General features: G+C 42.9%; 7 protein-coding genes. All 7 read left to right on the top strand.

Features of this window, described 5'->3' with window-relative positions:
• Positions 1–5 precede the first annotated feature (5 nt).
• The 7 genes from BMW86_RS01230 (at position 6) to BMW86_RS01200 (ending at position 15,221) form a co-directional block, all read left to right on the top strand.
• On the top strand, positions 6–1,346 hold the full coding sequence (locus BMW86_RS01230; protein ID WP_089778181.1) for an alkaline phosphatase family protein: 1,341 nt from the start codon (positions 6–8) through the stop codon (positions 1,344–1,346).
• A 340-nt stretch (positions 1,347–1,686) separates the two neighbouring features.
• A complete protein-coding gene (locus tag BMW86_RS01225; protein WP_089778178.1) occupies positions 1,687–4,410 on the top strand; it encodes a glycoside hydrolase family 2 protein in 2,724 nt (907 codons plus the stop codon).
• Between the two features lie 41 nt (positions 4,411–4,451).
• Complete coding sequence (locus tag BMW86_RS01220) at positions 4,452–5,816, top strand: alpha/beta hydrolase family protein (RefSeq protein WP_089778176.1); 1,365 nt, start codon at positions 4,452–4,454, stop codon at positions 5,814–5,816.
• On the top strand, positions 5,813–7,636 hold the full coding sequence (locus BMW86_RS01215) for a right-handed parallel beta-helix repeat-containing protein (protein WP_089778173.1): 1,824 nt from the start codon (positions 5,813–5,815) through the stop codon (positions 7,634–7,636). Before BMW86_RS01220 ends, BMW86_RS01215 begins: the two co-directional genes overlap by 4 nt.
• Positions 7,637–7,673: 37 nt before the next feature.
• On the top strand, positions 7,674–9,821 hold the full coding sequence (locus BMW86_RS01210; RefSeq protein ID WP_089778172.1) for an alpha-L-rhamnosidase-related protein: 2,148 nt from the start codon (positions 7,674–7,676) through the stop codon (positions 9,819–9,821).
• Between the two features lie 13 nt (positions 9,822–9,834).
• Positions 9,835–11,811 (top strand): aceric acid hydrolase, encoded by a 1,977-nt coding sequence (locus tag BMW86_RS01205; RefSeq protein ID WP_255372825.1) that lies wholly within the window; start codon positions 9,835–9,837, stop codon positions 11,809–11,811.
• Between the two features lie 221 nt (positions 11,812–12,032).
• Positions 12,033–15,221, top strand: coding sequence for a SusC/RagA family TonB-linked outer membrane protein (locus BMW86_RS01200; protein ID WP_089778168.1), 3,189 nt, complete (start codon positions 12,033–12,035; stop codon positions 15,219–15,221).
• Positions 15,222–15,230: the final 9 nt, after the last annotated feature.

Raw genomic sequence — 15,230 nt, 5'->3', positions numbered from 1 at the left:
CGAAAATGAAGAAGTTAATTATAGGATTGTGTTGTTTTCTTGGATTTCAACAGGTAAAAGCACAGACGGCCAAATATGTGGTGATGGTCACTGTTGATGGCTTCAGACCAGAGTTTTACCTGGATAGTACTTATGGTATGTTCACGGTGAGAGAACTTGCCCGCAATGGTGTTGCAGCAGAAGGTATGAATCCCGTGTTCCCTTCTGTTACTTATCCGGATCATACTACTATGGTGACAGGTGTTACACCTGCTAAACACGGTATTTATTATAATACACCATTTGAGCCGGAGGGACAAACCGGTAAATGGTACTGGGATTATAACCTGATCAAGGCTACTACTATCTGGGATGCTATGCACAAAGCTGGTCGTAAGACAGCCTGTGTACGCTGGCCTGTTACATTTAATGCTCCGATAGATTACCGTATTCCTGAGTACTGGAATTATAAGGATATGTCGGACAGTCGTGCTTATACAGCTGCTGCCACACAGCCATTGTCTTTATGGAAAGAAGTACAGGATAGCGCTACCGGGTATTTACAGCCGGATGATATCGGTGCTGAGCATAATGAGCTGATTGGGGATGAGAATGTTGCCAGGATGGCAGGGTATATCATCCGTAAGTATAAACCAGGGTTTATTGCGCTTCATCTGGCCTGTACAGACCATTACGAACACCAGGAAGGCCGGGAGGCTTATATGGTACGTGCGGCTGTTTCCGGGGCTGACAGGGGCATAAAAACACTGGTAGAGAGTATCCGTCGTGCAGGTATTACAGACAGTACGCTGATTGTGATATTAGGAGACCATGGATTTGAGAATATTTACCGCTCTTTTAATCCTAATTTCCTGCTGAAGGAGAATGGTTTGATAGGAGATGTGAAAAAAGGTGAATGGAAAGCGCAATTTCATACTTCCGGTGGAGGGGCCTTTTTGCAGTTAAAAGATCCGAAAGATAAAGTAACGCTGGAGAAGGTGAAGAGCATCCTGCAAAATGTACCGGATTCCCTGAAAGAATACTTTGCAATAGTAGATGAAGAGAAAATGGCGGCGATAGGAGCAGATCCGAATAGTCCGTTTGCATTGACAGGGTTAAATGGTACTTCTTTCGGTAGCAGTACTAAAGTGGTAACAGAAACTTTTGCTAAGGTAAAAGGTACCCATGGCTATTTCCCTGATCATAAACAGATTCAGACAGGCTTTGTAGCTTTTGGTCCGGGTCTTAAAAAAGGAGTGGTGATCCCTGTTATGAATATGACGGACGTAGCTCCTCTGATTGTAAAGATTGCGGGTATTGAATTACCTGGGATGCAGGGGAAACTGATTACTGAGTTTTTGAAATAATCAATCAAACTATTTCTATATGCAAAAGGGCTCCCGATGGGAGCCTTTTTGTATGTAATAAGGTGCTGACAGATCTTCTAAGGAGTCTCTGGGGAGTGTTCGGGGAGTCTCTATGTCTGTGTCACAGGTAGAACATACGTTGAACATACATAGAACAGAATACTGTGCTCTAAGTATGTTCAACGTACGACCAAGGTATGTTCAACGTATGTTCTACGTATAGACACTCCCCGAACACTCCCCGAAATCTAGTTAAATACTAAGTTTTTAAATGTTTGATAAACAGTTAATTAAGGATGCAGAGAAAGTTGCACCTTTTTTTATTTAATTTGAGGGGGTTATGAAAAAGCTAAATATTGTAGTGCTGTTACTGGTATTCCATGTAACCTTTGGACAGTCTACGGAATTGCAGTATCTCTCCGGTACAGGCAGTGACCATACCCTCAACTGGGAATTTTATTGTACTGATGGCAGTAATGCCGGCAAATGGACGTCTATACCGGTGCCTTCCTGCTGGGAATTACAGGGTTTTGGTAAATACGATTATGGCTTTGCCAAAGACAGCATAAGAGGAAAGGAAAGCGGTTTGTACAGGTACAATTTTAAGGTACCTGCCTCGTGGAGTAATAAAAAGATCAATATTGTTTTTGAGGGAGTGATGACAGATGCACTGGTGAAGGTGAATGGCCGGGTAGCTGGTGCTGTGCATCAGGGAGCGTTTTATTCGTTTAAGTATGATATCACCAGGTTATTAAAACAAGGGAATAACCTGTTAGAGGTAAAGGTGGATAAACATTCTGCGAATGCATCCGTGAATGAGGCAGAACGGAAAGGCGATTTCTGGATCTTTGGTGGAATTTTTCGCCCGGTGTACCTGGAAGCATTGCCATTATCTGATCATATAGAGAAGGTGGCTATTGATGCGAAGGCAGACGGCTCTTTTACTGCAAGGTTGGTGTTGGATAAACAGAAGGCAAAACAGGTGTCTGTGCAGTTGTATGATATGTCCTGCAATAAGATAGGAGAGCCTGTAGTGAAGATGGTGGGGGAAGAGATACATACTGTATATAAAGACATTCAGTTATGGTCTTCGGAGTTCCCGAATTTATACAGGGCAGAGATTTCTTTGCTGGATGGCACACAGGTATTACATACCGTGGAGCAGCGCTTTGGTTTTCGTACGGTGGAAGTACGGGCAAGAGATGGGGTATACGTGAATGGTGTAAAGATTAAATTCAAGGGAGTGAATCATCATTCTTTTCATCCTGAAAGCGGGAGGACAACGAGTAAAGATATCAGCATCACAGATGTATTACTGATCAAAGAAATGAACATGAATGCGGTACGTATGTCGCATTATCCTTCTGATGCACATTTCCTGGATATGTGCGATTCGCTGGGATTGTATGTGATGGATGAACTGGCAGGATGGCACGGGCATTATGATACGGAGATAGGTACTAAGCTGGTAAAAGAGATGCTGGAACATGATGTGAACCATCCCGGTATTGTATTTTGGGCCAATGGAAATGAAGGGGGGCATAATTTTGACCTGGATAGTTTATTCCCTTTGTCAGATCCGCAGTTGCGCCCCGTGGTGCATCCCTGGCAGTTATTTGGGGGGATTGAGACGCAGCATTACCGCGAATACAATTATGGTATCGGCAATTATGAAAATGGAAGAGAGATCGTGATGCCTACAGAATTTTTGCATGGGCAGTTTGATGGCGGGCATGGGGCCGGATTGGAAGATTACTGGGAGAAGATGTGGCATAACCCATTGAGTGCAGGTGGTTTTTTATGGGACTTTGTTGACCAGGGTATTGTTAGAAGGGATTTACATGATTCACTGGATACGGATCATTACAGAGCCGCAGATGGTATTGTAGGGCCTTATCATGAGAAGGAGGGCAGCTTTTTTACGATTAAAGAAGTGTGGAGCCCTGTTTATTTTGAGCGGAAGGAAATAACAAGAGTATTTGATGGACGACTGAATATAGAAAACCGTTATTATTTTACGAATACAGATCAGTGTAGTTTTTCCTGGACGCTAAAGAAGTTTGATGGCGGAGAAGTGCAGGGGATGGCAATAGCACCACATTTATTACCTTCTGAAAAAGGCGTGTTACAATTGAATTTGCCGGCAGACTGGCATGCTTATGATGTGTTGTATGTAACAGTAAAGGATAGATATCAGCGTGAGATTTTTACATGGAGTTTTCCGGTTGCGAGTCCTGCGGATATGGTAAAAGTAGATACCCTGACTAAGGGACGTGTGGAGATCAAAGAGCAGGATTCTTTGTGGCTGGTTGCTGTGGGGAAGATCAGATTATTGTTTAAGCATGGATTATTAAAAGAAGTAAGGAATAATGATGTGGTGATCCCTTTTGGTAATGGCCCTGTCTTGCAGGAAGGAGAGAACAATTTCAACGGATTTACACATCGTTTTGAAGGGGATAAGCTCATAATTTCTTCTGCTCTTGATAAGCTGCATTATAATACTTTACAATGGACCGTTTATCCTTCCGGTATTGTGAAGATGATGGTGAGATATTTTCCTGCTGCTTATTTTACTTCATTTGACGGGGTGAATTTCTCTTTTCCCGAAAAGGAAATACGCGCAGTGGAGTATATGGGGGACGGACCTTACAGGGTATGGAAGAATCGTTTGAAAGGTACCCGTTTTGGGGTATGGCATAAGGATTATAATAATACGGAAACCGGTGAGAGCTGGCATTATCCTGAGTTTAAAGGATACCATGCAAACATGTACTGGTGTAAGTTTATTACAACCACACAGCCGTTTACAGTATATACGGAAACAGAAGACCTGTTTTTACGTTTGTTTACACCTGCCTGGAAAACGGATCAGTGGCATAATTATGAACCTTTATTTCCTGGTGGAGACCTTTCTTTTATGCAGGGTATCAGTAGTATCGGTACTAAAACCCAACGTAATGAGACTACCGGCCCTATGGGTATGAAGAACATCTTTTACGATTATGAGAAAGATCCTTCCAGGGCATTACAGATAGTATTGTATTTTGATTTTTCCGGGAAGTAATATTTTTATTGTATAACTTACACTTATTGATTACCCATGTTATGAAAAACATCTTATTAACCCTTTGTCTGTTACTGTTGGGCATGTCATGCCTGTACGCGCAGCAAAATTCTGATAGTGCTTATAAGCGACCGCTTACAGCGGTGCTGGCTGATATTGAACAGCGATTCCGTATAAAGATCAGGTACTCACCTGCACAGGTGGAGAATAAATGGGTGTTGTATGCCGACTGGCGTTATCGTCCTACCCTGGAAGCTACTTTGGATAACATTTTGACACCGCTGGACCTGAAAGTAAAGAAAGAGAAAGAGGCTGTTTATAAGCTGGGTGAATATGAATATTATCGCTGGCCTGTAGCAGAAGGATGGGCAGAACTAGACAGGATTGCTGCGCAATACAGTAATATACAGCAATGGGAACAGCGAAAGAAACAATTGAAAGGTTGTATACTGGAAGCGCTACAGCTATCTCCTTTACCTGCTGCACCTGCATCTGCACCTATTATTACTCCGGAGAGAAAATTTGATGGTTATACTGTACGTAATATCGCTATTGAAATCCTGCCGGGAGTGTACATCAATGGTTCACTTTATAAACCTGCCCATTATAAGGGAAAGATCCCCGTCATTCTTAATCCGGATGGCCATTGGGAGAAGCAACGTTACAGACCCGATTGCCAGTACCGCTGTGCTTCACTGGCACGTATGGGAGCAATGGCATTCAGCTATGACCTGTTTGCGTGGGGAGAGTCCCTTCTGCAATTCGAAGTACCAGACCATCGTAAGAGCCTGGCGATGACGATACAGGCGTTAGGCACTATCCGCATTCTCGATTACCTCTTGTCTTTGCGTGATGCAGACACTGCCAGAGTTGGCATTACCGGTGGTTCCGGTGCTGGCAGTCATACGGTATTGGTAGCGGCGATTGATGAACGTATAAAGGTAAGTGCTCCTGTGGTGGCTATCAGCTCGTATTTCTATGGGGGATGTCCCTGTGAAAGCGGAATGCCCATTCATGCCTGTGGCGGCAGGACAGACAATGTGGAGATTGCTGCTATGGCAGCGCCACATCCACAACTGCTGGTAAGTGACGGGCAGGACTGGACAGATAAGACACCGGAGCATGATTTCCCTTATCTGCAGAAGGTGTATGGCTATTATAATAAAAGCGGGAATGTTTCTAATGTGCATCTGCCTGCGGAAGGCCATGATTTTGGAATAAACAAGAGACAGGCAGTGTATGACTTTATGGCTAAATACCTGGGCCTGGATCTGCATGCACTGGATGAGTCGAAAGTAACCATAGAGAAAGAGTCTGCCATGTATGTGTTTGGGGAAAAGGGAGAGAAACTGCCGGCCAATGCGATCCATGGATTTGATCAGTTGCTGAAAGTGTTTTATAAATGAGATTAGTGTTTGTTATAACCTGTTTGCTGGCAATGCAATATGCCTGTGCTGCGGATATTTATGTATCACTGAATGGGAATGATAAAAATGATGGTACAGCCACAAAACCATTTGCCACATTACCGGCTGCATTACGTTTTGCAAGAGAATTAAGAAGATTGAAAGATCCTGCTATAGCAGGAGGGATACATATTATTATAAGAGCCGGAACATACTTTTTGTATGAGCCGGTATTTATTCGTCCGGAAGATAGCGGGACGGTTGATAGCCCGACGATAATAGAGGCTGCTGAAGGCGGGAAAGTAGTATTCAGCGGATCTATAGTAGTAAAAGGCTGGAAACGGGCTAAAACGGGAAATATGTGGGTGGCTGATGTACCCGGGGAATTGAATTGCAGGCAGCTTTGGGTGAATGGTCAGAAGGCGGTACGTGCCAGGGATAGTATGCAGCGTATTCTTTCCTGGAATCATGAGACGGAAGAATGCTGGATACCTGCGCCCGGGTTGCGTAGTATCAAGGGTGTAGAGATGCTGATTCATCAGTGGTGGGCAGTGGCTGTTCTCAGAGTGAAGGGGATGCGTGTGCAGGGAGATAGTGCGTTGCTGTCATTTTATCAGCCGGAGAGTAAGATAGAATCAGAACATCCCTGGCCTGCACCATGGATCTCGAAAGAGTCGGGGAATTCCGGGTTCTTTTTAGCGAATGCACCGGAGTTGCTGGATGAGCCGGGGGAATGGTATCTGGATACAAAGGCGCAGCAATTGTATTACTGGCCGCGTGAGGATTTGTCAACGGCTACAGTGGTAGCACCGGTGCTGGAAACATTGGTAAAGATGAGCGGGACTATTGATCATCCGGTGGCGTACGTTTCTTTTAAGGGGATTTCTTTTGAACATACGGGATGGCTGCGTCCTTCCAGACAGGGGCATGTGCCTTTACAATCGGGGATGTATCTGCTGGATGCTTATAAGCTGCAAGTGCCTGGTACTCCGGATAAAGCGGGACTTGAAAACCAGGCATGGGTGGGACGGCCACCTGCTGCAGTAGAAGCATCTTATACCTGGCATACTGCTTTTGAGGGATGTAGATTTGAACATCTGGCTGCTACAGGTTTGGATTATAAGAGGGGGAATCATGAGGATATTATCAGGGGTAACCTGTTTAAGGATATTGGAGGTACAGGGATTCAGCTGGGCGTGTTTTCTGATGAGGCGACAGAAGTACATTTGCCTTATCTGCCTTTGGATGTAAGAGAGGTGTGTAGTAATATACAGATAAGTAATAACCTGGTAACAGATGTTACAAATGAAGACTGGGGTACGCTGGGAATTAGTGTGGGTTATGTGAAAGATGTAACGATCACACATAATGAAATATGTGAAGTGTCTTATTCCGGAATTAGTATTGGCTGGGGATGGACAAAGACTATTAATGTAATGAGTAATAATAAAGTGCTGGGGAATAAGATTCATCATTATGCCAGGCATATGTATGATGTGGCGGGTATTTATACACTGTCTGCACAGCCGGGTTCTGTTATCAGTGGTAATTATGTGGATAGTATTTATAAAGCGCCTTATGCGCATATCCCTGCTCATTGGTTTTATCTGTATACTGATGAAGGAACCTCTTATTATACGGTGAAAGATAACTGGTGTCCTTCTGAGAAGTTTTTGCAGAATGCGAATGGGCCTGGTAATGTGTGGGAGAATAATGGTCCGCAGGTAGCTGATAGTATTAAAGCTGCGGCAGGGTTGGAATTACCTTACAGGTATTTACTCGCAGAAAAAATAAAGCATATTTATCCTTATGTACAGTAAAGCATAGTTTTATTATCTAGTTATAGAAATCCTTGTTATGAAAAATAGTATTCTTCTTTTTGTTATCCTTGTATCCTGTACTTCTTCCTTCGCCCAATCAGCAACCTGGATATGGTATCCCGGGGATTTTGAGATCTATCTGAGTAATCAGGTACAACAACGTCGTACAGACAGAGGTACACTCTCACCTGTCTTCTGGAAAATTGACAGCCATTATGCATTAGTAGATTTCCATAAAGACTTTACACTTTCCCAACCTGAAGATGTTAACATTTATGCAGAAGGGCGTTATAACGTCAGGCTGGATGGACAGCTCATTGAAGGTACTCCCCAAAAGATAACAGTGCCTGCGGGAAAACACAGAATCAATATAAAAGTTTTTAACCAGGCTAATGTACCAGCTATTTATGTATCTGGTAAAACAGTGTTTTCCGATGCTGGATGGCAGCTTACTTTTGAAGATAAAGTGTGGATTGATGAAGTAGGAAATGCATCAGATATCTCCGCTACCAGATGGTTGTATGCAGGACACTGGAATTTAAATGATCCCACTCATCCTCCATCCACTTTTAAATTACCTGTTATAGCCCAACGGCCTGTAAATACAGAAAGTAAACTGATTGATTTCGGTAAAGAAACATTTGGATTTATTCAACTGCATGGTGTAAAAGGGAAAGGCAATCTTACACTGTATTATGGAGAAAGTAAAGAAGAAGCATTAAGTGAAAAAGGCGCAGAAACGCTTGATAAATTATCCTTTGATCTTTCATCAAAAAAGGATTCTACCATGCCTGATTCTAAAGCATTCCGTTATGTAAATGTAGTAACAGATGGGAATATCAGTATAGATTCTGTTACCATGTTATATGAATATGCAGATGTAAAAGCAAAGGGAGATTTTAAATGTTCTGATGAAGAAATCAACAGGATTTATGAAGTAGCAAAGTATACTTTTCAGCTCAATACAAGAGAATTTTTCCTGGATGGGATTAAGCGGGACAGATGGGTGTGGAGTGGGGATGCTTATCAGAGTTATCTGATGAATTATTATCTCTGGTTTGATAATGAAACCGTATCCAGAACCTTGCTGGCCCTGAGAGGAAAAGATCCTGTAACAAGCCATATCAATACTATCATGGATTATAGCTTCTACTGGTTCCTGGGGATTTATGATTATTATTTATATACAGGAGATCAGACTTTCATCAAACAGTTTTATCCGAGGATGCAGGGACTGATGGAGTATTGTTTAGGCAGAAGAGATAAAGAAGGATTGATGGTAGGTATGTCTGGCGACTGGATATTCATCGACTGGGCGGATAAGTTAAGTAAAAAAGGGGCAGTAAGTTTTGAGCAACTGTTGCTCTGCCGGAGTTTAGAAACGATGGCACTTTGTGCGGATATTGCCAATGAAAAAACGGATGCAGAGAGATATAAAAAGTATGCTGCTGAGTTAAAGGCTAAATTATTTTCTTTTTACTGGAATGAAACAAAGCAGGCTTTGGTACATAGCCGGGTGAACGGGCAGCAAACAGAGAACGTAACCCGTTATGCTAATATGTTTGCTATCTTCTTTGATTACTTTAACCAGCAACAAAAGGAGTCTGTAAAGAAGTCTGTTTTATTAAATGATAGTATTCAGAAAATCACCACTCCGTATATGCGGTTTTATGAATTGGAAGCATTGTGTGTGATGGGAGAGCAGGGGTATGTGTTACGGGAGATGAAAGATTACTGGGGTGGGATGTTAAAACTGGGTGCTACCAGTTTCTGGGAAGAATATAAGCCTGATTTACATGGTGATGAACATTATGCTATGTATGGAAGGCCGTTTGGGAAAAGCCTTTGTCATGCCTGGGGTGCGAGCCCTATTTATTTGCTGGGAAAGTATTACCTGGGTGTGAAACCTACTTCTCCGGGTTATGGGACGTATGATATTCAGCCTGCATTAGGTGGGTTGCAATGGATACACGGACATGTACCAACACCTAAAGGAAATATTGAAGTAAAGTGTAGTACGAAAGAAATGAATATTACAACAGCAGAAGGAGTGGGTACCTTGCGTTTTAAAAGTGTTGTGAAGCCGGTTTGTACAAATGCGGTTATTAATAGTAAAGGAGATTGGTATGAGATGAGTATGGAGCCTAATAAAAATTATATTATAAAGTATGTGGCTGAGAAATAGTTTTTTTCTGATAATGATTTCACTGTCTGCTTTTGCGCAGAAAGGACTGGTGAATACTTTGGCTAGCCCTTATGCGAAGTTAAGCAGTGTAGATATGGGCAGTGTACAGCTGACCAAAGGTTTCTGGGCAGAACGTTTTGCCGTATGTAAAAATGCAATGGTGCCACATTTATGGGCTACCTATCACGATGCCACACTTTGTCATTCTTTTAAAAACTTTGAGATAGCTGCGGGACTGGATACCGGTTCTTTCAAAGGACCATCCTTTCATGACGGCGACTTTTATAAGACCCTGGAAGCAGTGGCAGGTTTATATGCTGTTACAAAAGATCCTCAGTTAGATAAGATGATGGATGAGGCTATTGCTGTGATAGCAAAAGCGCAGCGGGAAGATGGATATGTGTATACGAAGTCTATCATTGAACAAAAGCAGAGTGGTAAAAGAAAAATGTTTGATGATAAGCTGAGTTTCGAAGCCTATAACTTTGGACATCTGATGACGGCCGCCTGTGTGCATTATCGTGCCACGGGCAAGACTACGCTATTGCATGTTGCAGAGAAAGCAACTGATTTCCTGATTGGTTTTTATAATACTGCTACCCCCGAGCAGGCAAGAAATGCTATTTGTCCTTCTCATTACATGGGTATTGTTGAACTATACAGGACTACAGAAAATAAGAAGTATTTGGCGCTTGCTGAAAAACTGATTGATATAAGAGGTAAAACAGAAGGCACAGATGATAATTCTGACAGAGTCCCTTTCAGGGATATGAAGCGCGTAGTAGGGCATGCTGTAAGGGCTAACTATTTATTCGCAGGTGTTGCGGATGTATATGCGGAAACAGGAGATAGTAGTCTGTTATCTGCTTTAAACAGGATGTGGGATGATGTGGTACTCCGGAAGATGTATATCACCGGCGGCTGTGGTGCCTTATATGATGGCGTATCTGTAGATGGCATTTCTTATAACCCGGATACCGTGCAGAAGATTCATCAGGCTTACGGGAAGGATTATCAGCTGCCGAATTTATCAGCACATAATGAGACCTGTGCCAATATAGGGAATGTGTTGTGGAACCGGCGTATGCTGGAATTAACCGGCGATTCAAGGTATGCGGATGTGGTAGAACTGGCTTTATACAATAGTGTGTTAAGTGGCGTAAGTATGGATGGTGATAAATTCTTTTATACGAATCCGCTGGCAGCTTCTGCATCCTATCCTTATAACCTGCGTTGGTCCGGGGGGAGAGAACGATATATCGCATTGTCCAATTGTTGCCCGCCTAACCTTGTGAGGACGATTGCAGAGATCAGTAACTATATGTATAGTGTGTCTGATGATGGGCTGTATATAGACATGTATGGGGGGAATGTGCTGAAGGCTATTTTGAAAGATGGTGCTGCTATCAGTGTAGAACAGCAGACGGATTATCCCTGGGACGGACGGATTGCTGTTGTTGTGAAAGAGGCCCCGGTTAAGGAAACAGGTATTTTTATGCGGATTCCCGGATGGTGTAAGAAGGCTTCTTTATCTGTGAACGGGAAAATGGTTGAGGTGAAGCTGGGCGGGTATGCGAAATTGCTTAGAAAGTGGAAGACCGGTGATAAGATAGAGCTGGTACTGGATATGCCGGCGACTTTGATAGAGGCAAATCCTTTGGTAGAGGAAACCCGCAATCAGGTAGCAGTGAAGCGTGGCCCGGTGGTTTATTGCCTTGAATCAGTCGATTTAAAGGCAGGACAGCAGTTGTCTGATATAGTTATACCCGCAGATGTGAAATTGCAGCAGCAGCCCTTTAAAATAGATAGCGGGAATATGATGGCTTTAGAAGGGGATGTGAGATTATTACATAATGATTGGGGGAGGGAGTTGTATAAAACATTGAATGATAGTACTTTGACTATAAAAGTAAGGTGGATACCTTATTATGCCTGGGCAAACAGAGGGAAGAGTGATATGAGTGTGTGGTTACCTGTAGGCAGGCGTTAATAAAAAAATAATGGATTCTATTACCAGCTAACCAAGTTATCTGATAGCTTTGCAGAATATTGCATGTTCTAAACCCGGTCCTATACGGCTGGCAACACTTATCTATTATGTCACTTAGAGAAGTGAATTGAAATATTTTCTATCTTCCTATAGTTTTTTATACCCCTTATCTATTTCGAATAAAGACATTACTTCTTAAGAAAGAAAGTTATAAATATCTTATGTACATTAAATTTAACGGGTACATTATTCTGGCTGTTATTCTCTTATTTCAACTGACAGCCGATGGACGTACATTCAACAGTCCACGGGTGAACCAGGTAATATCCGGTTTAATCAGTAATGAAAAAGGAGAGCCTATTCCGGGTGCTGTTGTTACTGATAAGGCATCCGGAAAAACAGTGGTGGCAGATGCGGAAGGACATTATTCTATTGAAGTCACTGATGCGGAGTCTGTATTGGTATTTCGCTCTATGGGATATGTTGCTAAAGAAGTAAAAGCAGGTACTTCCAGTGTGCTGAATATACAACTGCTCACTAATGTAAAAGACCTTTCTGCCGTAGTGGTAACAGCATTGGGTGTGAAACGTGAGGAGAAAGCATTGGGGTATTCCATAGCTACACTGGATGGCTCGAAAGTGAATACCGTGAAAGAGGTGAATGTGGTAAATGCATTGTCTGGTAAAGTAGCGGGTGTGGACATCAGGAGCGCCAGTTCTGATCCCGGTGGGTCTGTGCTGATCACGATTAGAGGAGCTTCTTCTATCGCCAATAATAACCAGCCTTTGTTTGTAGTGGATGGAGTGCCTGTTGCATCAGCTAACAGGGCGCCTTCACAACCAATAGGACAGGTAACAGTGGATTATGGTAGTCCGGTGTCTGATATCAACCCTGACGATATTGCGACTATTACCGTATTAAAAGGCGCCAGTGCTGCTGCTTTATATGGTAGCAGGGCCGGGAACGGGGTTGTGCTGATCACTACTAAAACAGGCACAAAGAAAAAGAAGGAACTGAATGTGAGTGCGAACTTTACGGCGATGTTTGACAAAGCCTGGCAGTTCCCTCAGTTCCAGAATGAATATGGTGCAGGAGATGCAACAGGATCTATTGATCCTACCAATACTTTATCTACAGCCTCATGGGGCCCAGGATTAGACCAGGGGACCAAACATCTGCAGTGGAATAGCCCTGTTGATGCGAATGGTGATCTGGTACCTACTGACTGGGTATCTTATCCAAACAGGGTAAAAGATTTTTATCGCACAGGACAGACGTATACAAGCAATGTAGCGGTGTCTGGTAATAACTACCGGCTTTCCTATACAAACCTGCAGAATAGAGGGATTACACCTAATACCGATCTGGAAAGGAATACGCTGAGCCTGGCCACAGGTTATGAATTGAACCCTAAGATCAGGGTGACTTCCAATATCACTTACACCAATAACCATAGTAATAACAGACCTACGTTTAACCGTGGTAGTTCCAGCAGTATTGTGTATACCATGCCTGCGAATATCAACACGAAAGAGTTGAAAAATTACTGGATAAAAGGACAGGAAGGATTACAACAGTTTTCACAGGATGCAGGAAATACAGACAATCCTTATTTCGTGGCTTATGAGCTCACGAACGGATATACCCGTAATCACCTTACCGGTAATGTACAGGTGACTATGGAACTGATGAAAGACCTTACCCTGATGGCACGTACCGGCCTTGATTTTTATACAGAGACTGATGAGAGTAAACGCGCATTCAGTTCGGTTATGAATCCTTATGGCGGTTATTCTGTGGGTAATATATTCAGCAGTGAGCAGAATACAGATTTCCTGCTGACGTATAAAAAGACATTAGCGAAAGACTGGTCGTTCTTTGTTTCTGCGGGTGCTAACCGCATGGACCAGCATACCAACACTTCTTCGCAGACAGCCGGTGCACTGGTGATGCCGGGAGTGTATAATATTTCCAATGCGGCAGCAGGGACTATTACCAATGCTTCTTATAAATCAAAGAAAAGAATTAATAGCGTATATGGCATGGGAGAGCTGGCTTATAAAGGATATGCATATCTGGATTTAACAGCCAGGAATGACTGGTCAAGTACATTGCCTGCAAATAACAACTCTTACTTTTATCCCTCTGCCTCTTTAAGTCTGATTGTATCAGATATGTTCAACATCCAGAGCAAATTATTATCATTTGCGAAACTGAGAGTGAACTGGTCGAGGGTGGGTAAAGATACTGATCCGTACAGCCTTTATAATAGCTTCTATTTTAGCTCTCCAGATTGGGGAGATGTGAAGCTGGCGAACTTCAGTTCATTGCTGAAAAATAATAACCTGAAACCGGAGATTGCTACTTCTTATGAGGTAGGTACAGATCTGAAATTCTTCTCGGGCAGACTGGGAATACAGGCTACTTATTATACTACCGATAGCCGGAACCAGATCATACAAACGCCTACTACCATGGCTTCCGGGTATAGCGCTAAAATCATTAATGCCGGAGAGATCCGTAACAGGGGATGGGAGTTAAGTATTAATGGTACACCAATAGCGAAACAATTTATCTGGGATATTGGTGTCAACTTCACCCGTAACAGGAATGAAGTCATTAAACTGACGGATGGCATCACCAATTATCTGCAGGGTAGTGCAGAAAGTATACAGTACCAGATAAGGGAAGGACAGAAGATAGGAGATATGTATGGTAACACCTGGACGACGGTACCTGATGGCCCATTTAAAGGTAAGGAGCTGCTGGATAATACAGGGCATTCCCAGTATGCAACAGACCTGATCAAAATCGGGAATTATAATGCAGATTTCATGGTGGGCATCACCAATACTTTTACCTACAAACATTTTACTTTAAATACACTGATAGACTGGCGCCAGGGTGGTAAGTTCTTCTCTTATGTATATATGAACCTGTTGTCTGACGGACGTACGGTGAATACATTGAAGGGAAGGGATTTACAACATGGTGGTGTTAGCTGGAATGACGGTACTACAGACCGCACAGATGGAATGATAGAAGATGGTTATATCGCTGATGGGAATGGTGGTTATGTGAAGAATACGAACGTCACTGACCCGGAAGCATTTTATGGTGATTATTACTGGAGGATGCATTCGCGCAATACATTCAGCTCCACATATGTGAAGTTGCGTGAAGCGAGTCTGACATACCTGTTCAGTAAGCAGCAACTTGGTCACTGGCCGGTATCAAATTTGTCGCTGTCATTAATAGCGAGGAACCTGTTTAGCTGGACAGCAGCAGGGAAGGGGTATGATCCTGAAACGGCTATGTCTATCAATAGTGGAAGTATTACTCCGGGTACTACCAGCTGGTCATTGCCTTACACCCGTTCTTATGGTATTAAGCTGGGTCTTAACTTTTAAAATTTATCA

This window comes from Chitinophaga sp. YR573 (assembly GCF_900110995.1).
Lineage (GTDB): Bacteria > Bacteroidota > Bacteroidia > Chitinophagales > Chitinophagaceae > Chitinophaga.
Note: the sequence above shows the minus strand (reverse complement) of the source record. Positions and strands in the feature narration are given on the sequence as shown.